At 51.5% G+C, this 24,432-nt stretch carries 19 protein-coding genes and 3 pseudogenes; 10 read left to right on the forward strand and 12 right to left on the reverse strand.

All coding sequences use genetic code 11. The features are described from left to right. Positions 1-2 precede the first annotated feature (2 nt). From NL510_RS02255 to mngA, 5 genes and pseudogenes are all read right to left on the reverse strand, one after another. On the reverse strand, positions 3-1,214 hold the full coding sequence (locus NL510_RS02255; RefSeq protein WP_253381250.1) for a hypothetical protein: 1,212 nt from the start codon (positions 1,212-1,214) through the stop codon (positions 3-5). A 435-nt stretch (positions 1,215-1,649) separates the two neighbouring features. Beyond that, complete coding sequence (locus tag NL510_RS02260) at positions 1,650-2,039, reverse strand: M15 family metallopeptidase (RefSeq protein ID WP_253384711.1); 390 nt, start codon at positions 2,037-2,039, stop codon at positions 1,650-1,652. 637 nt (positions 2,040-2,676) lie between these two features. After that, positions 2,677-2,852 (reverse strand): annotated as a pseudogene (locus NL510_RS02265) (glycerate kinase); the annotation flags it as partial. A 33-nt stretch (positions 2,853-2,885) separates the two neighbouring features. Beyond that, positions 2,886-5,525: a mannosylglycerate hydrolase gene (gene mngB, locus NL510_RS02270; protein WP_253381252.1), complete on the reverse strand. Its 2,640-nt coding sequence runs from the start codon at positions 5,523-5,525 to the stop codon at positions 2,886-2,888. A 104-nt stretch (positions 5,526-5,629) separates the two neighbouring features. After that, a complete protein-coding gene (gene mngA / locus NL510_RS02275) occupies positions 5,630-7,567 on the reverse strand; it encodes a PTS 2-O-a-mannosyl-D-glycerate transporter subunit IIABC (RefSeq protein WP_253381254.1) in 1,938 nt (645 codons plus the stop codon). 224 nt (positions 7,568-7,791) lie between these two features. On the opposite strand from mngA, the gene NL510_RS02280 reads away from it, so the two are divergent. From NL510_RS02280 to NL510_RS02290, 3 genes and pseudogenes are all read left to right on the forward strand, one after another. After that, on the forward strand, positions 7,792-8,514 hold the full coding sequence (locus NL510_RS02280; RefSeq protein ID WP_253384713.1) for a GntR family transcriptional regulator: 723 nt from the start codon (positions 7,792-7,794) through the stop codon (positions 8,512-8,514). Positions 8,515-8,649: 135 nt separating this feature from the next. Next, a pseudogene (locus tag NL510_RS02285) lies at positions 8,650-9,036 on the forward strand (helix-turn-helix domain-containing protein); the annotation flags it as partial. A gap of 132 nt (positions 9,037-9,168) precedes the next feature. Further along, positions 9,169-9,368, forward strand: a pseudogene (locus NL510_RS02290) (transposase domain-containing protein); the annotation flags it as partial. Between the two features lie 135 nt (positions 9,369-9,503). Here the strand turns inward: NL510_RS02290 and gorA are convergent. Continuing rightward, positions 9,504-10,859, reverse strand: coding sequence for a glutathione-disulfide reductase (gorA, locus tag NL510_RS02295; protein WP_253381256.1), 1,356 nt, complete (start codon positions 10,857-10,859; stop codon positions 9,504-9,506). 71 nt (positions 10,860-10,930) lie between these two features. Further along, positions 10,931-11,773 carry a 23S rRNA (adenine(2030)-N(6))-methyltransferase RlmJ gene (locus NL510_RS02300; protein ID WP_253381258.1) on the reverse strand — a complete coding sequence of 281 codons (843 nt, stop codon included), beginning with the start codon at positions 11,771-11,773 and terminating at the stop codon, positions 10,931-10,933. 178 nt (positions 11,774-11,951) lie between these two features. On the opposite strand from NL510_RS02300, the gene prlC reads away from it, so the two are divergent. Then, positions 11,952-13,994, forward strand: a complete 2,043-nt coding sequence (prlC, locus tag NL510_RS02305) for an oligopeptidase A (protein WP_253381260.1) — start codon at positions 11,952-11,954, stop codon at positions 13,992-13,994. 7 nt (positions 13,995-14,001) lie between these two features. Next, positions 14,002-14,778 carry a 16S rRNA (guanine(1516)-N(2))-methyltransferase RsmJ gene (gene rsmJ, locus NL510_RS02310; protein WP_253381262.1) on the forward strand — a complete coding sequence of 259 codons (777 nt, stop codon included), beginning with the start codon at positions 14,002-14,004 and terminating at the stop codon, positions 14,776-14,778. A gap of 8 nt (positions 14,779-14,786) precedes the next feature. Here rsmJ and uspA read toward each other — a convergent pair whose 3' ends face one another. Further along, complete coding sequence (gene uspA / locus NL510_RS02315; RefSeq protein WP_253381264.1) at positions 14,787-15,224, reverse strand: universal stress protein UspA; 438 nt, start codon at positions 15,222-15,224, stop codon at positions 14,787-14,789. 282 nt (positions 15,225-15,506) lie between these two features. On the opposite strand from uspA, the gene uspB reads away from it, so the two are divergent. Then, positions 15,507-15,842, forward strand: a complete 336-nt coding sequence (gene uspB / locus NL510_RS02320) for a universal stress protein UspB (protein ID WP_003861224.1) — start codon at positions 15,507-15,509, stop codon at positions 15,840-15,842. Between the two features lie 42 nt (positions 15,843-15,884). Here uspB and NL510_RS02325 read toward each other — a convergent pair whose 3' ends face one another. Continuing rightward, positions 15,885-16,133 carry a hypothetical protein gene (locus NL510_RS02325; RefSeq protein ID WP_253381267.1) on the reverse strand — a complete coding sequence of 83 codons (249 nt, stop codon included), beginning with the start codon at positions 16,131-16,133 and terminating at the stop codon, positions 15,885-15,887. Positions 16,134-16,534: 401 nt separating this feature from the next. Further along, positions 16,535-18,034 (reverse strand): inorganic phosphate transporter PitA, encoded by a 1,500-nt coding sequence (gene pitA / locus NL510_RS02330; protein WP_253381269.1) that lies wholly within the window; start codon positions 18,032-18,034, stop codon positions 16,535-16,537. 228 nt (positions 18,035-18,262) lie between these two features. Between pitA and NL510_RS02335 the strand changes: the two genes are divergently transcribed. Continuing rightward, a complete protein-coding gene (locus NL510_RS02335) occupies positions 18,263-19,462 on the forward strand; it encodes a BaiN/RdsA family NAD(P)/FAD-dependent oxidoreductase (RefSeq protein ID WP_253381271.1) in 1,200 nt (399 codons plus the stop codon). A 105-nt stretch (positions 19,463-19,567) separates the two neighbouring features. Continuing rightward, positions 19,568-20,593, forward strand: coding sequence for a TerC/Alx family metal homeostasis membrane protein (locus NL510_RS02340; protein WP_253381273.1), 1,026 nt, complete (start codon positions 19,568-19,570; stop codon positions 20,591-20,593). An 80-nt stretch (positions 20,594-20,673) separates the two neighbouring features. On the opposite strand, the gene NL510_RS02345 is transcribed toward NL510_RS02340, so the two are convergent. Together NL510_RS02345 and NL510_RS02350 are read right to left on the reverse strand one after the other, a co-directional pair. Next, positions 20,674-21,333, reverse strand: coding sequence for an HAD family hydrolase (locus tag NL510_RS02345; protein ID WP_253381276.1), 660 nt, complete (start codon positions 21,331-21,333; stop codon positions 20,674-20,676). 108 nt (positions 21,334-21,441) lie between these two features. Continuing rightward, positions 21,442-22,236 carry an SDR family NAD(P)-dependent oxidoreductase gene (locus NL510_RS02350; RefSeq protein WP_253384715.1) on the reverse strand — a complete coding sequence of 265 codons (795 nt, stop codon included), beginning with the start codon at positions 22,234-22,236 and terminating at the stop codon, positions 21,442-21,444. Positions 22,237-22,438: 202 nt separating this feature from the next. Here NL510_RS02350 and NL510_RS02355 point away from each other — a divergent pair, with 202 nt between their 5' ends. Together NL510_RS02355 and arnB are read left to right on the forward strand one after the other, a co-directional pair. Continuing rightward, on the forward strand, positions 22,439-22,972 hold the full coding sequence (locus tag NL510_RS02355) for a phenolic acid decarboxylase (protein ID WP_253381278.1): 534 nt from the start codon (positions 22,439-22,441) through the stop codon (positions 22,970-22,972). Positions 22,973-23,291: 319 nt separating this feature from the next. Then, positions 23,292-24,431: a UDP-4-amino-4-deoxy-L-arabinose aminotransferase gene (gene arnB, locus NL510_RS02360; protein ID WP_253381279.1), complete on the forward strand. Its 1,140-nt coding sequence runs from the start codon at positions 23,292-23,294 to the stop codon at positions 24,429-24,431. Position 24,432: the final 1 nt, after the last annotated feature.

The raw sequence follows: 24,432 nt of genomic DNA on the forward strand, positions 1-24,432 counted from the left end.
TATTACTGTCCGGTAATGGCCGGTTCAAAGGAATCTCTGCCGAAGGTGATTACAATAGTGCCGGTATTACCGTAAGTATCGAAAACTGTCACGGTGACCGGTTTGCAGATATCAGCCCAGTGCTCCTGATTAATATCACTACCTCCATCTGCCGGAATCGTTGCATCCAGGCAATAGAGAGTAATACAGCCCTCGGCATTACTTAACTGAGTGGTTAATGTCTGTTTCGTGTCTTCAACATCCAGAGCATATTCCCATTTACCCTTAGTAAAACATGGTCGGTTTTTATCTGACTCATGATTTGAGTACGTATCCACGCCCCATTCAGCGTTCGTAATATTAACGCCCCAGCAGGTAATGTGCGGGTAACTGTTAGAATCATCGGCCCTGCAGTCAATACAGGCAACCATCTGAGAGGTACTATCATTGCCTGAATGAGGTACAATCCATTCCTTATCTGCACCATCAGTGCAGATATTACTCTCATTCAGAAAACCATCATATTCGAATTTATTATTCGAATTAATAAATGCCATGGTGTAATTATTATACGTGACAGGCAGGATTTGTATCTGTTTCCATCGTGTAGACGCGTTATTGTAATTATACTTACCGATATTCCAGACGCACCACATAATGCCGGAGTGCAATGTCGACCACTCACTGTCCTGAATATACAAATTCGAGGTATCACCATAGTTAATCGCTTCAAGTGCCTGTAGCGAAATATGCCATGGATTGCCACCGCTCGCGGTGGAATCTACCGCATCAAAACCCGGTGGCGTGACCCTGACTGCAATATCTTTATTGGTAATGTTTTTACTACTATAGACATAAAAATTGATGAGCACATCACCGTCTTCGGTCACTGTGGTAGTCGGTAAGGTTGATGAATACGCCAGGGGATTTGAATAATAATTACTCTCATCAGAATAACTTACACCATCATCTGTGGTGGTGTCGCCATAACCCAGTTCAGCGCCGGTAGAATAATCCACTAATTGTATAATACCGGCATAATCTTCAGTATTTAATGGCAGGGGGTTATCACTGGTGTCGATAGCGTTTGCCAGCACCGTCACGCCGACCTGATTAAGCCCATTGGCAAAAATATCAGCTTTAGCACTGTCCTGACTATCTGTGAAATAGATTTTAAGAGTACTAAATTTGCTGAAATTATCCCATGCTGGGGGGGTGCTATTTGAATCTTTCATTTGTATATCCTTGTGTTAAAAGTGTTAATTTCACGGTTGGCCGAGTCTTAATTTTAGATGGATAAAATAATTAACTGATTGTACTGTCATTGGTGATGAATCAATTATCAGTCACAGCCTCACTGCAATTAGTCAGTACATTTTTACAATGTAGCGGTTAAATTCAGGGATTGTGTTCTAATTTTGAAAAAATTGATTCAAAAAAAGAAATGCAACCTTTTTGTTTTTTTTCGACCCTGAAATTCAGGGGCAACTTCTCATAGCATACGTATCATAGATTAATGTCCGCAGCTGCTGATGCGTGATTTCATCCCCGACATCAGGTCATCTGACCCGGTGAAAGTCTGTAGTAACAGAAGCAAATCTGCATCTCAGAAATATAATCCATCATCACCGGGATGGAATATTGAGCATCGTTGTGAGAATAATAAAAGGTCAGACCGGATATTTCTGCCACGATAGCTGGAAATGAACGCCGTCTCTGCTTTTCCAGTCACCACCCCATTCAACGTCGGTATCCATTTCATTTCCTGCCTGTTTAAATGCAGCGGCAATCAGTTCATAATCTGAGAAATCCCACGATCCATGAGGAGTCGGGTAAGCCATAACATCAATCGCATGACCTGTCAGATGGCGACTGTTCAGGGTTTCCGTCTTTCCTTCACGGTAAAGCTCATTTTGACGCTCCCGGGTTCTGAGACCTTCAGTGATCCCGAAATCAATTGGGCTTACTTCCAGAGCGCGTTCTGCCAGTGAAATAAGCAGGGGGTTAACACCTTGTAGCCTGGAAAGACTCTTCCGGCTAAATTGAAATTTTTCCATAATTAGTCCTTATTGTCCTCCAAAAATATTGAATACACCATATTCTTTTTCACTTGACAAGATAACTAAAAAATGAATAAATTAATTCATTTTTGGAAAGACAGAGAGGTTTATATTTTCTCTGAGGAGGTGAAACATGCACCCAACTGTGTAATAAAACATTTCATTATGTATCAATATAATTATATGAATGTCTTTCTATTATGTCATTAAAATCAAATAATTATATTTAAATTGAAGTTCTGCATGAACATTTATCGATCAAGAATCTATTCTAACTCATTAAAAAAAATCGTATTTTTATAATCAAAAATTGTCTTAATCCCGAAGCTGGATATTGTTATCTAACCCTGCTCAGATGCTGGTGAATTAATTGTTATGAAATGTTGTTTCTTTTGCTGTTAAATAGTGTTTGTTGTATCTTAATGGCATTTTTGGATGTCATTGTTCTATTCTTCACATTTCATAAAAGGAAACTGTTTTTTCCTAAAATGACAACACCGTGATCATTTGATGTAGATTAATAGTTTTCATATATAGTTTTATTTAAATTACTCTAAATAACAGGAGGATCAATGAGGGTTTTTCTTTCGAAGAAGATGCATTACTTTATGGTTATCATGGAACAACGTCACTTCGCAAAAGCGGCAGAAATTCTCTGCATTAGTGCTTCAGATTCAGCCCCTAATGACCCGGCAATACCGATCACCAGAATCCCAGGCTGACGGCTTTGTGGGCAATACCAAACGGCGTTTTTACCTGCAAAGTTTGATTATCCATCTGTCCCTCGCCAGTAATCACTAAATCAGCACCCTGACCCGCCCTCTGGGCGGGTTTGATAGCGGAAATTTACAGGGTAAAGAGGAACGATTTGACCTGGCAGGGGTTCAGCGTGCCAAACGAGGCCGTTTCAACCTCAGAGGAACACGTCAGCTCATCGAGGCGGGTCTCTTTCCAGGAGGTCACTTCCCTGATGAACGAGAGATTGTCCTGAATGGACGTTCGTTCTGATGGATTGTAGACACGGAGGATCAGCGCATTAGCATCTTCTGCTTTTTTCAGTACGCTCAGCACGGCTCCGGTTTTTGACTTACTCAATAAGCTGTAGCTAAGAGGCAGGTTCTGCTCTCCTACGTTCAGCTTCATCGCGTTGTAAGGAATTTTGTTATAGCACTGAATTGGCGTCACATTATCGCGAGCAGCCGCCATAACGTTGGCCTCGATATGGTCCCCTGCATAACCATAGAGCGAGAAGTTACAGATAATTTTACCGCGCACCTGAGAATCTGGCGTCGGGATCTTGATGCCGGATGGGCGGCCCGGACGCAGCAACAGATTCTCTTTGCCCAGCACGCCGACGCCGCGTAACAGGGTAAGCGCAAACGTATCTTTTTTCTCATTGCCCTGGCTTGAAATCACTTCGAACTCTCGTAGGCCATTGCTCATAATGGCAAGCCCACCGCGTTCGTTTTCCAGCGCCGCAAAGTTCATGAGCTGGTATACTGGAACAGGCGCTTCTTTCCAGCCATGGGCTTCCCAGTTCGCCATTTCCGGATCGCTTGTTGGGCGAGTCAGGGTGCCAAACTGGTTATCTGCTACGACGGTTTGAGAAATGTATGGCACAGGAATAAGAACCCTGACGCGGTGATCGTCTGCCTGATTATCCAGAGTCATGCTGACATCAATGTGGCGCGATCCCTGTTTCAGGGTGACCTGACAGTCAACGTCTAAATATCCCTCCTGCCCGGATCGGGTTTCACGCTGCGGAAGATTTTTCGGTATTTCCATGCATAACTTAATCGTGGCCAGAGACTGGAAACCCTCATGCCTGATGTTAATATCCGCCGCGAAGTCATCCGAGTAAATCAGCCACTCCTTGCGGGACGGAGAGTAGTCGTACTCATCACCGTCGTCAGAGCCATCTTCAAGACGCAGCACCTGTTCAAAGCAGTGCCGGGTCTCTTTATCAAATATCGTGAGCGTACCGTTTGGATTAATCACAATTCGGTAGAATTCATTCTCCAGCTCAGGCGCTTTTTGCCCGACAGCTTGCTGACTTCCCTCTTTGTTGGGCTGGATAAATAATGTGGTAAAGCCCATCGCCGGAACAGGATGTTTGATTTGAATGTCGTACTCAATGAAAGGATCATAATTGCCGTAGTGAACAATTTGGCGGTCAATCTTACCCGGATCGATAATACGGCGGTCGCTGATGTAGTAGTTGACCGGTTTGCCCTGCTCATCGGTGATGCTGAATGTTTCGGCTCTTATGGTGATAGTGGTGTTGATGACTTCATCGCGGGGGTAAGGTGAAAGATTGAACAGCACCAGTTTGTCGTCTCCTTCCCCGGCAGGCATATGATCGACAATCTTGCGTTTATAGAAGTTAATCAGATTGGTTGCCATATCGTCAGCCAGGATGTAACGGCTCAGAATTTCGGCATGCACTTTGTCTGAACAGCAACAGCCGATGGAGTCGTGAGCATGGTTTTTCATGCTCTCTTTCCACATTTTCTCAATCAGGCCGTGGTGGTATTCAAAGCCAAGCGCCCAGGCGATGGAGGCCATCGGTTCAAGAATGTTGACGATCTTGTTCTCTACCTCCGCGTGAATAAGTTTGATGTCCATCCGCGTGGAGGAAATGGTGCGATGAACGCGCATGTACTTGCCGTCGTTGAACTCTCCTTTGACGACATCCAGCCGATCGCGTTGCGCTTCGATACGTTCAAATACTTCTTCGAAGCGGCTCATGACAAACTCTTTGTCCGGATAGATTTCGCGCAGTTTTGCCATAACCTCAAAAATATCTTTTTGCAGGGGCATCTGATCGTGGCCATTTGGCAGTAGGATATCTTTCGTCACGGAAGGTTTTTCAAGAACCGGGAAATATTTATCAAGGCGCGCTCTTAGCGCTGCTGCATCCGGCGGCAGATATTTACCAATCGCATAACCCAACGGCAGAACCTGAGCTATGACTTCGCTTCCGTCGTTAGACTGCCAGATAAACTCCGTTTTGTCGGTGCCGTGGCGTTCAGAACAGCCGCGCCAGAACATCGCACGGGTGATACCAAAGCCATTATAAATCGCAGGCAGTTGCGAGCTCATTGAGAAGGAGTCAGGCAAGTAACCAATCTTCATCGGTTCGCCCAGCGTCAGGCAATCACGCAGGCCGTAAAGCATGTTACGAACAATAGATTCGCCTGAAACCTGCATGGTATCGGTCTGCGAATACCAGGGACCGACAATGAGTTTACCAGCCTGCACCAGCCTGCGGACGCGCGATTTGTTTTCAGGTTTGATGGCGAAATAATCTTCAAGCACCGCCGTCTGACCATCGAGAACGTAATATTTATACTCAGGATCGCTTTCCAGGCGCTCCATTATTTCTTCCATATTATTCATCAGCAAGATGCGTGACTCTTCCGTAGTGAAATACCATTCGCGATCCCAGTGCATGTGAGGAGTAATATGGACACGAGTTTTGGTCATAACTTTTTACCGTCTTAGCTGAATATGCCGCTAATGTATTTTGACTTAGCCCGTAGCGACTTAGGGACTAAGTGGGCACGGGCCCGATGTTTTGCAGGTAATCTCTATTTCTGTGGCGTAGCGGTGTCGGTAATAAATTTCCCCTTTTTAATCGCATGCGCTCTCCAGATGAGAAGTGTCAATGTGGAGATCGCGGCGCCGATGAGCGCAGAGCCAAACCAGATTGCCGCAGCCATAAATGCGCCAATGCCCGCGTCATGTAATAAGAAAATCGAGAAGATCCCTGCGCCAGGCGTTGACAGACCGATGCCAGCTGCCCCGACGATGGCCCCGGTGACCACAGAACCTAAAAGGAATGAGCCAATGACGCGAATCGGATCTTCAATCGCCATAGGAATCGCCCCTTCCGTAATACCGGCCAGGCCAAGTAACCAGGTCGATTTACCGGTTTCGATTTCAAAATCTCTGAACAGGCGTGGAGCCAGAAGTGTTGAGGCGGTAACGGTGAAAGCGGACACCATTTTGACGGCGCCAAAGATGGCATATGGCCCGTAAACCCCATTTGCCATAGCGCCCAGGCAGAAAGCATAAGCCGCTTTGTTGACCGGGCCTCCGAGGTCGAAAGAGACAAAAAAGCCGATCACCGCGCCCAGTAACAATGCATTGGAACCGGACAAACTGTTTAACCAGTCCGTCAGCCCGTGGTTAATCCAGGCGACAGGTTTACCAATCACAAACAACATGAGTGAACCGGCAACCAGCGTGCCGATAACCGGGTAGAGGTAGAAAGTGAGGAACCCATTGAAGGCTGGCGTTAAGCGAACGTTGGCTTTTATCCAGCGCATGACATAACCCGCAATCAAGCCGCCCGCAACACCGCCAAGGAAACCGGCACCGATAAGGTTCGCGGCGATACCGGCAGCAAATCCCGGGCCTAATGCGGGTTTATCGGCAAGAGAATAAGCAGTGTAGGCCGCCAGTACAGGCACCATTAAGGTTCCCAGCAGGCCAGCGCCCAACTTTCTGTACATCCATAACCACGATTCTTCTTCGCCAAATAAATGTTGCAGGTTGAACATTTGCGCCAGCAGAACGGCAACTGCCAGTACCGTACCACCGGCAACAATCAACGGAACGGCATAGGAAATCCCTGAGAGCAACGCCTGTTTTAACTCTGTTTTAAGCGGTAACTTTCTGATTAGGTTATCCGTTGCAAGCGGACGTGCCGCTCCCGCACCTTTTTTGCCTGACTCGCAGGCCTCTTGTAAAATGCGTTCAGCGTGTTTGATAGGCTCAGCAACAGGAACCTCAATGCGAGGCAGCCCGGCGAAGCGCTCAACTTCTTTAATCGCAACTTCAGCAGCAAACACAACGGCGCTGGCGCGGTTTAACTGCTCTGCGCTTAAACGATTTTCAATCCCATTAGCGCCCTGTTTTTCCACATAGACGTTATATTCCAGTTTGTGACCCGCTTTTTCCAGATATTCCGCCGCCATATAGGTATGGGCAATGCCTGCGGGGCAAGCTGTCACGCAGACAATAGTCGGTTTGTTGGTGTCTACGACCTCGTTATGAGTCTCTTTTTTATCCTCCCCTTCAAGCAATGCTATAACTTCACTGATTTCGGTAGCCCGTAATACCGCTTCGCGAACGTCATCATCAACGAGCCTGGTAGTAAGCATTGTCAAAAGTTGCATGTGGATTGAACCGGCTTCCGCTTCAGGAATCGCCAGCAAAAAGATCAGGTTCACCTCTTCGTCTTCGTCTATCCCTTTCCATTTGAGCGCCTTGTCTAAGGTCGCTACGGCAAAGGCGGCTTCTTTCACCGCATTGGTTTTGCCATGAGGTACTGCTAGTCCTTCACCTAGAGCCGTTGGACCCTGCTGCTCGCGCGCAAAAACAGCCTTAAGGAATGTGCCCTTGTCGTGCAGTATTCCCTGCTGATCCAACTTGTTTGCCAGGGCGATTATCGCCTCATCACGGCTTACAAACCTTGTTTGCAGCGCGATCAGCGACGGATTGGTAAGAGAGGTCAGGTTCATCTTTTTTTCCCAGAAACTGGTTCATGCGGTTGCCATTATTAATACATATATAATACCAATTCACTCACATAAAACGGTGGCTGCGATCTCGTTTGTGTTAAAATTTGTATTTCTTTGGTATTGATATGGGCGAGGTTAGGTAGTGATTGCTAAGGTATTGAAATTTAGTATCATCGCTAGGGCGTACAACCTGTACAAATTGATATATCGAAAACGAGGTAATGATGACCAGGCTGCCAATGTACCGACAGATTGCTAATGCGATCAGGGAAAAGATCAGCTCCGGTGAATATAAGGTTGGTGAAGCTCTGCCGACGGAAGCGCAGCTTCGCCAGACATTTTCAGTTAGCAGAGTGACCGTGCGTCAGGCGATAAAACTGCTGGTTGAGAATGAAGAACTTGAAAGCGTTCAGGGCAGCGGCACGTATGTGAAGGCGAGTAAAGTTAACTACGATATTTACCAGCAAAGCAGCTTTTCAGAGAAGTGGGCACACCTGGATAAAGTCACTCACAGCGATGTATTAGCTTTCGAAGTGCAGCCCGCGACCTTAACGATTGCGGAGTATCTGAATATTGATGAAGGGGTGCGGGTCTACTTCATTAAGCGTGTACGTTTTATTGACGATACGCCGATTACGGTAGAAGAAACATGGATGCCTCTTAGTCTGTTCCCGGACCTGACCTATCAGATTATGCAAGGCTCAAAGTACGCTTATATTGAAAATCAAAAACACTATACCATCGTAAGAAGCGAACAAGAGATCTCCCCCATTCTGCCCCCTGCGGATACGGCTGGCTTACTGAAGATCGATCCGGGCATGCCAATCATTGAGAAGAAAACGAAAGGCTTTTTATCTGACGGCACTATCTTTGAATTCAGCAAAAATCATATCAGCCCGGTCGGATACAAATTTACGTTAATCGCAAAAAGGAGAAAGCCCTTCTGAGCAGATCTGTTTTCCAACCTGGGCATTTATTCTAAATAGCTTCGCAAAATAGTAGATCACTGGAAGGGAACTCAGCCCGGATTGTGCGATCTGATCAATCGCCAAATTAAAACAAATCACCAACCGGACTGAGCGATGCCGATCATAGCAGCAATCTCTGATGAAGAGCGAATATCGATGCGTAAAGAAGCGCAGCAAACCCGCGATAAAAACTATGCCAGACATCTCATTCCCATGCTGATGCTGCATCAGGGAATGACCGTCACTGAGGTCGCTAAATTGCTCTGTGCTGCACGCTCATTCGTCGGCAGATGGATAAACTGGTTAACTTTACATGGCGCTGAAGGACTCAAAAGCCTCAGACCCGGACGTGCCGCACGATGGGCGGTCAGGGAGATCTTGCACATTCTGCCTCTTCTGGTGCGGCGCTCTTCGCAGGATTTTGGCTGGCTGCGCTCCCGCTGGAGTACGGAACTGCTGACACTCATCGTCAACCGGCTTTTTAACGTAACTCGTAAGCGTCGTCTGAGTACCGTCTGGTCCCGAATTCAGGATCCTGTAACTTAAGCACCCACTTATTTTGCAGGTGGACACCTCATTCGCGTCAAAGAACGACTTCCCCGAAAACGCTATTCTCCTGAATTTAAAATGGAACGGGTCAGCCTGGGCCGCAAAAACTACCTGTTCTTCGGTTCGGATCATGGAGGAGAGCGCGGAGCGTTGCTGTACAGCCTGATCGGAACGTGCAGACTGAACGGAGTGGAGCCAGAACGTTACCTTCACCATGTCCATGATGTCATTGCTGACTGGCCGGTAAACCGCTCCCCTGGCGCGTCGCACTGTCAACTAAATAACACATCCCCGTCAATACGGTTCTCGCTGGACGCTTACAAAAAACATAACCATAATATTCTTAATTGCATGAAAAAACTGGCCGCTTGTGGCCAGTTTTTCAGAGATAAAAAAGGTGTGGGGATGAATTTTCTACACTAACCTGTCATGGTAACAAACTCTTCCGCCGCGGTCGGGTGAATAGCCACGGTGTTATCAAAGTCTTTTTTGGTTGCGCCCATTTTCAGTGCCACCGCAAAGCCCTGCAGGATTTCGTCCATGCCAAAGCCAATGCCGTGGATACCGACAATCTTCTCTTCTGGCCCAACGCACACCAGCTTCATGCGACACGGCTGGCGGTGGGAGGTCACTGCGGTATACATCGCGGTAAAGGACGATTTATATACTTTCACCTGTTCGTCACTATACTGCTCACGCGCCTGCGGCTCGGTTAAGCCAACGGTGCCGATCGGCGGATGGCTGAAGACCACGGTCGGAATGTTGCTGTAGTCAAGATGCTCATCCGGCTTGTTGTTAAACAGGCGCTCGGAGAGGCGACGGCCTGCCGCCACGGCAACCGGGGTCAGTTCAACGGCACCGGTATTGTCCCCGACGGCGTAAATGCCGGGCACGCTGGTGTTCTGGAACTTATCGACAACGATATAGCCTTTGTCGTTTGTTTCAACACCGGTGGCGGCAAGGTTGAAATTATCGTTGGCAGGCTCACGACCAATCGCCCAGACCAGGCAATCAACGGTCTGGCTGCGGCCATCTTCCAGCGTAAGCACAAGGCTACCGTCAGCATTCTTCACCACCGCTTTTGGCACGGCCTGGGTATGCAGGGTTGGGCCTTCGGCATTCATCACCTCTACCAGCGTCTCGACGATCAGCGGGTCAAAGCTGCGCAGCGGGGCGTGTTTACGCACGAACAGGTGCGCTTCAGCGCCCAGGCCGTTAATCACACCGGCCAGTTCCACCGCGATATAGCCCGCGCCGACTACGGCAACGCGTTTTGGCAGGGCAGGCAGCGCGAAGAAACCGTCTGAGTCGATACCGAATTCCGCGCCAGGAATGGCCGGATGGCATGGACGCCCCCCGGACGCGATCAGGATATGATCGGCAGTGATCGTCTCACCGTTCACTTCGACGGTCTTTGCATCGACGAAGCGGGCAAAGCCACGAATGACGTCGACGTTGTTTTTGCCCAGCACATTATCGTAAGAGGTGTGAATACGGTCGATATAGGCCGTACGGCTGGCAATCAGTTTATCCCAGTCGAGGCTATTGAGGGTGGTATCAAAGCCGTAATCCGGGCCGTACAAATGGATAGCTTCACGGATTTGCGCTGCATGCCACATCACTTTTTTTGGCACACACCCGACGTTCACGCAGGTGCCGCCCAGCGCTTTGGCTTCAATCAGCGCACACTTCTGGCCGTACATAGCCGCACGGTTGATGGAGGCGATACCGCCGCTACCGCCGCCGATTGCGATGTAGTCATAATGCTTAGTCATAGATTTTGTCCTTAATCGTGAATTGCCGCGATTGTATACCTGAAATCAATAGTTTCCACCGATGGCTACGATTACTCAGGCACGATCCAACTGACGGTGGCATGGCCTGTACCGGCAGGCACCAGCTTTTTGTGCAGCCACGGCAGCACGGCGTTCATCTGCGCTTCGAGCTTCCACGGCGGGTTGATCACAATCATGCCGGAAGCGGTCATGCCGCGCTGGTCGCTGTCCGGACGGACGGCCAGCTCAATCTGCAGAATTTTGCGGATGCCGGTCGCTTCCAGGTCTTTGATCATGCGTTTGATCTGTGCACGCAGCACTACCGGATACCACAGCGCGTAGGTGCCAGTGGCAAAGCGTTTGTACCCTTCATGGATACCGGTTACGACGGCCTGGTAATCGGTTTTAATTTCGTATGGCGGGTCAATCAGCACCAGGCCACGGCGGGAAACCGGCGGCAATTTGGCTTTCAACTGCTGATAACCATCCGCTTTTTCTACACGGGCACGGTTATCTTTCTGAAACTCAGAACGCAGCAGAGGGAAATCGCTCGGGTGCAGTTCCGTCAGTTGAAGGCTGTCCTGCTCGCGCAGCAGCTGGCGGGCAATCAGCGGAGAGCCAGGGTAGTAGCGCAACTGGCCGCTACGGTTGAAGTGATTCATCACGCCGATATACGGCTCCAGTTCCCCCGGCAGGTCGTCCTGCTGCCAGATGCGGGCGATCCCTTCGAGGTATTCACCGGTACGCCCGGCATGCTCGCCGCTCAGTTGATAACGCCCCGCGCCTGCGTGAGTGTCCAGATAGAGAAACGGCTTATCTTTCTCTTTGAGCGCCTCGATGATCAGGCTCTGAACGGTATGTTTAAGGACGTCGGCGTGGTTGCCTGCGTGAAAGCTGTGGCGATAACTGAGCATGGGTAATGGTATTCCGCTGAAATGACGATTCGCCACAGTTTACAGCAGAACGGTACAGATTACCCGTCGGCCCGATAAGCGCAGGCATTGAAATCCTCTACACTTAACCCCATTCTAGATCCCATATGCACAGCGCCGGATACGCGCTTCATTCATCTTCTTCAACAGGACAGCGCTTATGACCAATCCATTACTGACCCCTTTTTCGTTGCCTCCGTTTTCTAAAATCCTCCCTGAGCATGTTGTTCCAGCGGTCACGCAGTCACTGGAAAACTGCCGTGCGGCGGTTGAAAGCGTGGTAGAACAGGGCGCGCCGTACACCTGGGAAAATTTGTGTCAGCCCCTGGCGGAAGTGGATGACGTGCTGGGGCGCATTTTCTCCCCGGTGAGCCACCTTAATTCGGTGAAAAACAGCCCGGAACTGCGCGAAGCCTACGAACAAACCCTGCCGCTGCTCTCGGAGTACAGCACCTGGGTCGGACAACATGAAGGGTTGTACAACGCGTACCGTGACCTGCGCGATGGCGATCATTATGCGTCCCTGAATACCGCGCAGAAAAAATCGGTCGATAACGCCCTGCGTGACTTTGAGTTGTCCGGGATTGGCCTGCCAAAAGAGAAGCAGACCCGTTACGGCGAAATCGCGGCGCGCCTGTCCGAACTGGGTAATCAGTACAGCAACAACGTGCTTGATGCCACCATGGGCTGGACGAAATTAGTCACCGACGAAGCCGAACTGACCGGGATGCCGGAAAGCGCGCTGGCGGCAGCCAAAGCCCAGGCAGAAGCGAAAGAGCAGGACGGTTACCTGTTAACGCTGGATATTCCAAGTTATCTGCCGGTGATGACCTACTGTGACAACCAGGCATTGCGCGAAGAGATGTACCGCGCCTACAGCACCCGCGCTTCCGATCAAGGGCCGAATGCCGGTAAATGGGATAACAGCCCGGTGATGGCTGAAATTCTCGCCCTGCGCCATGAGCTGGCGCAACTGCTGGGCTTTGAAAGCTACGCGGTTAAATCTCTCGCCACCAAAATGGCGGAGAACCCCCAGCAAGTGCTTGAGTTCCTGACCGATCTGGCCAAACGCGCCCGTCCACAGGGTGAAAAAGAGCTGGCACAGCTGCGCGCTTTCGCGAAAGCGGAGTTTGGCGTGGACGAACTGCAGCCGTGGGATATCGCGTACTACAGCGAAAAACAGAAACAGCATCTTTATAGCATCAGCGATGAACAACTGCGCCCGTACTTCCCGGAAAACAAAGCCGTAAACGGTCTGTTTGAGGTGGTGAAACGCATTTACGGCATCACCGCCAAAGAGCGTACCGATATCGACGTCTGGCATCCGGATGTGCGCTTCTTCGAACTGTATGATGAGAAAAACGAGCTGCGCGGTAGCTTCTATCTTGATCTCTACGCGCGTGAAAACAAACGCGGCGGGGCGTGGATGGATGACTGCGTGGGCCAGATGCGCAAAGCAGATGGTTCTCTGCAGAAGCCGGTTGCCTATCTGACCTGTAACTTCAATCGTCCGGTGAGCGGTAAACCCGCGCTGTTTACCCACGATGAAGTGATCACCCTGTTCCATGAATTCGGTCACGGCCTGCACCATATGCTGACCCGCATTGAAACCGCAGGTGTGGCTGGTATCAGCGGCGTGCCGTGGGACGCGGTCGAGCTGCCAAGCCAGTTTATGGAAAACTGGTGCTGGGAGCCGGAGGCGCTGGCGTTCATCTCCGGTCACTACGAGACGGGCGAAGCGTTGCCGCAGGCGCTGCTGGAGAAAATGCTGGCGGCGAAGAACTACCAGGCGGCGATGTTTATCCTGCGTCAGCTGGAGTTCGGCCTGTTCGATTTCCGTCTGCACGCCGAGTTTAGCCCGGAACAGGGTGCGAAAATTCTCGACACGCTGGCTGAGATTAAAAAGCAGGTCGCGGTTATTCCAGGGCCAACCTGGGGCCGCTTCCCGCATGCGTTCAGCCACATCTTCGCAGGCGGTTATGCGGCAGGTTACTACAGCTACCTGTGGGCCGACGTGCTGGCGGCGGATGCCTTCTCTCGCTTTGAAGAGGAGGGTATTTTTAACCGTGAAACCGGCCAGTCGTTCCTTGATAACATCCTGACGCGCGGTGGTTCTGAAGAGCCAATGGTACTGTTCAAACGCTTCCGTGGCCGTGAGCCGCAGCTGGACGCGATGCTTGAACATTATGGAATCAAAGGCTGATTGTTCCGTGAAGATCTGCTTAATGGATGAAACAGGCGCCGGAGACGGCGCCTTATCCGTTCTGGCGGCCCGCTGGGGGCTGGAACACGATGAACAAAACCCGATGGCCCTGGTGATGACTACAGCGCATCTTGAATTACGTAAGCGTGATGAACCAAAGCTCGGCGGGATTTTTGTCGATTTTGTCGGCGGGGCGATGGCGCACCGGCGCAAGTTCGGCGGTGGCCGCGGTGAAGCGGTGGCGAAAGCAGTCGGTATTAAGGGAAGCTATCTCCCGGACGTGGTGGACGCTACGGCAGGACTGGGGCGCGATGCCTTTGTGCTGGCGTCGGTAGGCTGTCACGTACGCATGCTGGAGCGTAATCCGGTTGTGGCGGCGCTGCTCGACGACGGGCTGTCGCGCGGCTATGCCGATCCGGAAATTGGTGCGTGGTTACAGGCGCGTTTGCAGTTGATCCACGCTTCCAGCCTGACGGCGCTGACGGATATCACGCCGCGCCCGCAGGTGGTCTATCTCGACCCGATGTTCCCGCATAAGCAGAAAAGCGCGCTGGTGAAGAAAGAGATGCGCGTGTTTCAGGCGCTGGTGGGGACGGACTCAGACGCGGATGGTTTACTTGAGCCTGCTCGCCAGTTAGCCACGAAGCGCGTGGTGGTGAAGCGTCCGGATTACGCGCCACCGCTGGCGGAAGTCGCCACGCCCAATGCGGTGACCACCAAAGGGCACCGGTTTGATATTTATGGCCCCTCACCCTCTCCTCTGTGGGGAGAAGGTGAGGGGTAAAGACTGACTTACTCGTCTTCATCATCACGCAATGGAACAATCAGCATATCCACGTGAACAGTGTTGATCAACTGACGCGCTGAAGACATCAGCTTGCTCCAGAAATCCTGGTGATGGCCGCAAACCACCAGGTCCATATCGTATTTCTTAATTGCATCAACCAACACCTGACCCAAATCGCCGCTACCGCTTAAGGTTTCGGTGATTGGGTAGCCTGCGTTGGTCGACAGTTCGCTCAGGGCGTGGTGCGTCTCTTCGGAGATGCGTTTTTGCATATCACCGAGGTTGACGTCAATCAGGCCGGTGTAGAGATCGGAGTAATTCACGTCAACGTGAATCAGAGAAACTTTCGCATTGTAAGGGCGAGCCATGGATACTGCTTTATCAACCAGCACTTTGCTCTCCGGGGAGAGGTCTACCGCGATAAGAATGTGTTTATAAGCCATAGTGTTACTCCTTCCTTAAGTTATCGATGACTAAAGGGGAAAGCCGTCGTCTGATGCCTTCATTACGGCCCAGTTAAACAAATTTTTCAAGCTTTGGTGTTGATAACGATTAACCATGTGGCAAAAAAATTAACTGATCTCCTACACTATTGGATGAGCCGTTCGGAGAGTAAAACGCGAACCGGATCAACATTTGCTCATTCTTTCACTGAACTGTCTGTCAGGGCATTGGGACGCAGCCGCCAGAAGCTTTGCTTCGCGAGCGGATGCCGGGGAGGATGTATGATTAGCACCGTCGCTTTGTTTTGGGCGTTATGCGTGGTTTGCATAGTGAATATGGCGCGCTATTTTTCATCGTTACGTGCGCTACTAGTGGTACTTCGTGGTTGCGATCCGCTGCTTTATCAGTATGTGGACGGTGGAGGATTCTTCACCTCGCATGGACAGCCCAGCAAACAGATGCGTCTGGTGGGCTATATCTACTACCAGCGCTACCGCGACCATCACGATGAAGAGTTTATTCGTCGTTGCGAGCGCCTGCGTCGTCAGTTCATTTTGACCAGCGCCCTGTGCGGGTTGGTCGTGGTCAGTATGATTGCATTGATGATTTGGCACTGAGCATCACAGCAGGCGGGGAAGCCCCGCCTTCTTTCATCTGGCTCAGGGCTTAACTGAGAACCGGAGACCGGAGATGTTACTCTCAATCGAAATAACCTTCCCGCTATAGTTAATTTTCACTTCCCCGCTTGTATCCTTACTGGCAGCGGTAACCGTGCCTGTACCCTCGATGACAGGATGCTTCATAGCAAGCTGCTGGATAATGTCGGTATCTTTACCTGCGATCTCCCCCGAGAGATAGTAACGGTAGATTGTTAGTACGGTTGAGCCACCCTGACTATTCACGGTCATATAGAGCCAGAAGCGAAACGGTAACAAGGCGATGGATCCATTTAATAGCCGTTTTGAATGGCATAGTCTATTCCTTCTCTGATGTTGCGTTGGTCCGTTGGGTCGTCTCCGTAAAGTGGCTTTTCGTACCATTTTCCCCATTCCTGTTTTGAGGTGCCTGTCCGGCCTTTCGGACTTTTTGGTAGAACCAATATTACGTTGAGGGCGTGGCCATATTGCGTGACATTTCGTTAAGGCGTGCTTCACGCATATTGTTCGCTATCACGATTGAACCTGGCTCTGAAATAGGGACAGAAGCCATACATTCTCTTTTGTCTGGATATCAAGCACCTCCTGGCAAATAGCAGCCATAAAAAAAGCGGGTCAGTTTCCTGACCCGCTTTTTTGTCGCCTTCAACCGATTAAATCAGCTTCAGCGAAATCCAGTACAAACCGCCAGACAGCAGGATAGAAGCCGGAAGGGTGAATACCCAGGCCATTAGAATGTTGGTCACGGTTTTGCGTTGCAAACCGCCACCGTCAACAATCATGGTCCCTGCCACGGATGAGGAGAGGACGTGGGTGGTAGAGACCGGCATCCCGGTGTAGCTCGCCAGACCGATAGAAACAGCCGCCGTCATCTGCGCGGACATCCCCTGCGCATAGGTCATGCCTTTCTTACCAATCTTCTCGCCGATGGTGGTTGCCACGCGACGCCAGCCAATCATCGTACCAATACCCAGCGCCAGCGCGACGGCCATGATAATCCAGATTGGCGCGTACTCAATGGTATTGAGCATATCGCCTTTCAGTTTCTTCAGCAGACGCTGGTCGTCAGCACTCACATCTGGCAGCTTCGCGACTTTATCCGTCACGTCAGAGATGCAGAGCATAATACGGCGCAACTGACCACGCTGTTCAATCGGCAGCCTGTCGTAGCTTTCGATATCGCCAAGCATAGCTTTTGCACGTTCCAGCGCGTTAATCGCGTTTGCCGGATGGCAGTGGAACTCGCCAGGGGCAGTGGCTGCGCCCGCTTCAGGAGACGGGATCAACTGGTCTACGCCGGTCGCTTTCTTCAACAGCTGAGGATGCTGCTGGAAGTAAACTTCAACGTTGTTGATGGCATCACGGGTACGGGTGATTTCGTAACCGGAGGCATTCATGTTAACCACGAAGCCCGCCGGTGCGACGCCAATCAGTACCAGCATAACCAGGCCAATGCCTTTCTGACCGTCGTTCGCGCCGTGTGAGAAGGCCACGCCGATAGCGGAGATGATCAGGGCGATACGCGTCCAGAACGGCGGCTTTTTCTTGCCGTCTTTCTTTTCACGCTCTGCAGGAGTGAGGTGAATACGGGAGCGTTTTTTCGTATTGCTCCAGTAACGGCGCAGAATGAAGATTAAGCCGCCTGCAACCACCAGACCGACGACAGGAGAGATGATCAGAGAAGCGAAAATCCCAATCACTTTCGGGATATTCAACGCATCGACGACGGACGTGCCGGTCATTAGAGCATTGGTTAACCCGATACCGATAATCGCGCCGATGAGGGTGTGAGAACTGGATGCAGGCAGGCCGAAATACCAGGTACCTAGGTTCCAGATAATTGCAGCAAGCAGCATTGAGAACACCATGGCAAGGCCATGGCCAGAACTAACGTTAAGCAGCAGATCCGTTGGCAACATATGCACAATGGCATACGCGACGCTCAGTCCGCCCAGAAGGACACCAAAAAAGTTAAATACCGCCGCCATAACGACCGCAACCTGCGACCGCATTGCGCGAGTGTAAATAACCGTTGCTACTGCGTTTGCCGTGTCGTGGAAGCCATTGATCGCTTCGTAAAACAGAACAAAAATCAGTGCAAGCATGAGTAAAAGCCCGGTATGTAAATCCAGGCCAGCGAACAAATGTAGCATAGGACGTTACGCCATTTTGAGGACATGAACGCGGCGCATTATCCAGGACAAATGCGCAACGGGCAAAGTGAAATATAGCTTTTTTTGAAATTCCTTCGGCTTTGTCAGTCCATGGTAAAGAAATATATTTTATATTTCAGCTATATGACTGACATCTCGCCTATTTGCGCTGGTGTGACCACAGAGGAAACTTTACAATCCGCGGCAGTTAACGAAGAGGGTTTTGACGTGGAAAGGTTTGATGCCGTAGTCATTGGCGCCGGTGCGGCGGGTATGTTTTGTGCGGCGATGGCCGGACAAGCGGGTTGTCGTGTGCTGTTACTGGATAATGGTAAAAAACCTGGCCGCAAGATCCTGATGTCCGGCGGCGGGCGCTGCAACTTTACTAATCTCTATGTCGAGCCTGCGGCCTATTTGAGTCAGAATCGTCATTTTTGTAAATCTGCCCTGGCGCGTTATACCCAGTGGGATTTTATCGATCTGGTGGGAAAGCACGGTATCGCATGGCATGAGAAAACGTTGGGCCAGCTGTTCTGTGACGACTCCGCGCAGCAAATTGTCGATATGCTGGTGGCCGAGTGCGAGAAAGGCGGCGTGGTCATGCGCCTGCGCACGGACGTTCTGGAGGTCTCTCGCGACGAGCAGGGCTATACGCTGCAGTTGAACGGCGAAACCGTCAGCGCTGCGAGCCTGGTGATTGCCAGCGGCGGCCTGTCGATGCCGGGGCTGGGAGCCTCGCCGTTCGGCTATAAAATTGCCGAACAGTTTGGCCTGAAGGTCTTGCCAACGCGCGCGGGCCTGGTACCGTTCACGCTCCACAAACCGCTTCTGGAACAGCTTCAGACGCTTTCTGGCGTCTCTGTGCCTTCTGTTATCACCGCCGAAGATGGTACGGTGTTCCGTGAAAACCTGCTCTTTACCCATCGTGGCCTCTCCGGTCCGGCGGTGCTGCAAATCTCCAGCTACTGGCTGCCGGGCGAGTTCGTCACGGTAAACCTGCTGCCGGATTGCGATCCCGACAGCTTCCTTAACGAGCAACGAACCGCGCATCCGAATCAAAGCCTGAAAAATACCCTGGCGATGCAGCTACCGAAGCGTCTGGTAGAGTGTCTCCAGCTTCTGGGACAGATCCCTGACGTGTCGCTTAAGCAGTTGAACAGCCGTGAACAGGAGACGCTGGTGCAGACGCTAACCCACTGGCGCGTCCAGCCAAACGGTACCGAAGGCTACCGCACGGCGGAAGTGACGCTCGGCGGCGTCGATACCGACGCGCTTTCTTCGCGCACTATGGAAGCCCGCAACGTGCCGGGGCTGTACTTTATTGGCGAAGTCATGGACGTTACCGGCTGGCTCGGCGGATATAACTTCCAGTGGGCGTGGGCCAGCGCCTGGGCGTGCGCGCAGGCGCTGGCTGAGAAAAACGGTTAATATTTATTTTTTTAGAGTGTGGCGTCTTTTAGGGGCCACTCTGTTTCTTTACCGGGTATCCCGGTTTGCATGGTGTTGTGTTTTGCCTCCAGAAAAGGATTCTGTATGTCTGCAGCTCATCTCGGTTTCCCGACGGAAACCGTTGTTGTCTTTGTGGTGATGGCCGTCGGGGCGATGTTTATCGACCTCTTTATGCATCGTCACGATAAACCTGTCTCGCTGAAAAGCGCGGCATTGTGGTCCATTTTTTGGTTCTCGATGGCGATGGCATTTGCCGGGTTCTTGTATGTACATCACGGTGCTGAGATGGCGAGCTTGTTCCTCACGGGCTATGCGCTGGAGGAAGTACTTTCCATCGATAACCTGTTTGTGATGATGGCGATCTTCGCCTGGTTCGGGGTGCCGAATAAGTACCGTCATCGCGTCCTCTACTGGGGGGTGCTGGGGGCGATTGTGTTCCGCGGCATCTTTGTGGCGATTGGTACCAGCCTGCTAAGCCTGGGGCCTTACGTAGAGGTTCTGTTCGCGCTGGTCGTGGGCTGGACGGCGGTGATGATGCTTAAACGCAATGAGGAGAGCGACGACGTCGAAGATTACTCCGGTCACCTGGCGTATCGTCTGGTGAAACGCTTCTACCCTGTCTGGCCAAAAATCAGCAGTAATGCCTTTATTCTGACGCAGAAAGAGGTCGATGCGGAGCTGGAAAAGCCTGAAAACCAGGACGTGATGGTCGGGCGCGTGAAGAAGGCGAAGCGCTACGCAACTCCGCTACTGCTCTGCGTGGCGGTTGTCGAACTCTCTGACGTGATGTTTGCGTTTGACTCTGTACCGGCCATTATTGCTGTCAGCCGCGAGCCGCTGATTATCTATAGCGCGATGATGTTCGCCATCCTCGGTTTGCGTACCCTCTACTTTGTGCTGGAAGCGCTGAAGCAGTATCTGGTGCATCTGGAGAAGGCGGTCGTCGCGCTGCTGTTCTTTGTGGCGTTCAAGCTGGGTCTCAATGCCACCGACCACTTCTGGCACCACGGTTACAGTATTGGCGCAACCGCGAGCCTGTTTGTGGTGCTGGGCGTCCTGGCGCTGGGGATTATCGCGAGCGTGATGTTTCCGGGGAAACGTGCGGCCTGACGTCCTGAACTCATCTGTGTGAAGAACTGTCCCCTCACCCCGAAGAGGGAGAGGGGGCAGCCAGTGTTACTGTTCTGCATTTATTTAAGCGGTGAATTTCGGCGCTTGCGCGGGTGGTGGAAATGTCGCCAGTGCGGATCCTGCGCCGCCGCGAGCAGTTCGTGGTCGCCACGGGTATCACCCCAGGCACGCAGGTGGTAATCGTTCAGGTTGCCATACACCTTTTCCAGCCTCGCTACCTTCTGCGCACAGCGACAGTTGTTGCCCGTAATACGACCGGTCAGCGTGCCGTCTTTCACTTCCAACTGGGTGCCAATTAGCTTGATGCCGAGCTTGTCGGCCCACGGTTGCAGCACCAGCGCCGGAGAGGCGGAGCAGATGGTCACTTCCGCACCCGAATTCACTTCAGCCGCTACCGCCAGCACGCCTTCAGGGCGCATCAGTTTGTTCCAGTACTTTTCACAAAAAAGTTCGGCCTGTTGACGTAGCCAGTGTTCATCGACCCCCGTCAGGAAGGTTCTGATCAATACCTCTTTCAGCTCATCGCGCGTCAGCTTGCGGCGCACACAGTGCAGCGTTGGCAACGCCATGCGCACCAGTCGTCCCGCGAAGTAACGTTTACCAAAGGCAAAACGCAGAAAAGGGATAAAGCTGTCGTGGTGAGTCAGGGTGCCATCAAAGTCAAAGACAGAGAGCACGCTGGACTTCGCCACTGCGTCGTCGGCAATCATATTGGTCATAGATACGTCTTAGCTGAAATACACATTCTTGCTCATTAGTTTACCTGCTTTACTTTAACAGTCCTCATACCACATCTCATTTTTTCACGAACATGCAGCGGGACGATCTCAGATGATGTCATCCACCACGCCACCATCAACGCGCAATGCCGCGCCCGACGTGGCGGAGGCCTGAGTCGAGCAGACATACACCACCATATTGGCGACCTCTTCAACCGTGGCGGCACGCTGAATAACCGAACTCGGACGATTTGCCATCACAAACTCTTTCGCCAGCTGTTCGAGCGATTTACCGGTTTTCTCGATTTCATCTTTCATCATATCGGCGAAACCGTCCGACATCGTTGGGCCGGGCAGCACGCTGTTCACCGTGACGCCGCTTCCTGCCACGAACTTCGCCAGCCCGCGCGCCAGCGAAAGCTGCGCCGTTTTGGTCACGCCATAGTGGATCATATCGGCAGGAACATTGCAGGCCGACTCGGAGGAGATAAACACCACGCGCCCCCAGCCTTTTTTCACCATATTCGGCAGCAACGCGCGGGAGAGGCGTACCCCGGACATTACGTTGGTCTGCCAGTAACGATCCCAGGTCTCGTCGTCGGTGGCATAGAAATCCTGCGGGCCGTAAATCCCGGCGTTGTTGACCAGAATATCGACGTCGGACGCCACCCTCAGCAGGGCTTCAACGCCCTCATGTGAGCTGAGATCGGCAACGGCGGCGCGGACCTGCACGCCAGGCACCACCTGCTGGAGCTGCTGAATACCTTTGTTCACCGATTCAGTGCTGCGCCCATTGACGATCACCTCCGCACCGCTTTCGGCCAGTCCTCTGGCAATTGCAAAGCCAATCCCGCCGGTTGAGGCGGTCACTAACGCGACTTTCCCCGTAAAATCGATTTTCATCATCTGCGCCTTGTCGTTTTAACGTTCGGACCTTAAAGCGTAGCAGTTGCTGGTTAGGGATCCTGGCGAAAAAGGCGTAAGAGCGTTTCGACTGCTCATCAAGCGGGGCCAGAGATCGCTTGTCTATCAAGTGCAGCGGCGTGGCACGACGTATGCAGTGGCTTAGCGGCAACACCTTCAGCGTACCCTGTTCCAGCTGCGTTTGAATTCGTTCTTCCGGCAGCCAACCGTAGCCGACCCGATACATCACCGCCTCAATGGCGGCATCGATGGTAGAAAATGTCCAGGATTCGCCCGCAGGGCGTGCCGTGGGCAGGTTATCCGCAATCTGAATCAGCGGCCACGGACGCAGCATGTCGTCATTCAGCGGGGCGTGGAGGTCAAAGAGCAGCAGGCTTACATTGTGCGGGTAGGGGAGAGCATCTATAAAATTTCCCGGACCGAGCCAACCGGTACCGACGTCAGCCTGATCGTTAATCTGGACGATAAACTGTTCCATGGCACGATTTTCTTCCCGCGCTGGGTTATTAACAATCCGGAGAAAACCGTCTGCTTCCAGAACGATCACATTCTGCTAATGAATGCATATCGCGACGCAGGTCCGGCGTATCCAACGGAAGGGATAGATGAATTTGCCACCATTACGCTTGTGCGCGAATGTGGCACCAACAATGAAAGGGTTATTGATTGCGCCGCCAGCGCGTTACCGAAAACCTTTCCCGACAATTTAAAATAAGCGCGACCATTAACTAAAAACAAAAGTTCCCGGAGTATTTTTAATTTATTAGAAATGTCCGGCTTTTTTTTGTTTGTTTATCTTTGGTTTAAAATTACATCGTCTTAGGTGAGGTAAATCACATAATAAAAGACGATAGCTTATAACTCATTGAATAATAATATATTAAAGCTCGCTTTGGCTTTTTCTTAGCACTCATCTTAATTTTTTCTTAAGAAATGAACGTTACCTTGATATGAGTTTATGATTCGTTGAAATAAACATGACGATATTTGGTTAATATCCCAAAGCTGCCATTCATATCACAAGGAAATAATAGATGAGTGATTTTCTGCCATTTTCCCGGCCCTCTATGGGGCCGGAGGAAATAGCGGCATTACAGGAGGTAATGACCTCAGGCTGGATCACGACCGGGCCGAAAAATCAGGCGCTGGAAGAGGCGTTCTGTCAACTGACGGGAAACCAGCATGCGATTGCCGTCAGTTCCGCCACCGCAGGAATGCATGTCACGCTGATGGCGCTGGGGATAGGGCCGGGTGATGAAGTCATTACCCCCTCCCTGACCTGGGTATCGACGCTGAATATGATTGTGCTGCTGGGCGCAACGCCGGTGATGATCGATGTGGACCGCGATACGCTGATGGTCACGCCTGAGTTAGTCGAAGCCGCCATTACGCCGCGCACCAAAGCGATTGTGCCTGTTCATTACGCCGGCGCGCCTTGTGATATCGACGCCATTCGCGCCCTCGGCGCCCGCCACGGCATTCCCGTTATCGAAGATGCGGCCCATGCAGCGGGAACCTATTACAACACCCGTCACGTTGGCTGGCAGGGCACCGCGATTTTCTCTTTCCACGCCATTAAAAACATGACCTGCGCCGAAGGCGGGTTAGTGGTCACGGATGATACGCAACTTGCTGTAAAGATCCGCAGCCTGAAATTTCACGGACTGGGTGTCGATGCCTATGATCGCCAGACGCATGGCCGCGCGCCGCAGGCGGAGGTGATCTCCCCGGGCTTCAAATACAACCTGGCAGACATCAACGCCGCCCTCGCGCTGGTGCAGTTAGGCAAACTATCAGAGGCCAATAAGCGCCGTCGGGCGATTGCCGAACGCTATTTGCTGGAACTTGCCGATACGCCATTCCAGCCGTTAACCCTGCCGTCCTGGCCGCATCGCCACGCCTGGCATCTGTTTATCATTCGTGTTGACGACGCGCGGTGTGGCATCTCGCGCGATAACCTGATGGCGTCGCTGAAAGAGAAAGGCATTGGTACTGGCCTGCATTTTCGCGCCGCGCATACGCAAAAATACTACCGCGAGCGTTTTCCAGAGGTATCACTCCCACACTCTGAATGGAACAGCGCGCGTATTTGTTCTCTCCCTCTTTTCCCGGATATGACTCATGACGACACAACCCGCGTCATTACCGCACTCCATCAGCTTGCAGGATATTGAG

The organism is unidentified bacterial endosymbiont (assembly GCF_918797525.1).
In the GTDB taxonomy this organism is placed as follows: Bacteria; Pseudomonadota; Gammaproteobacteria; order Enterobacterales; family Enterobacteriaceae; genus Enterobacter.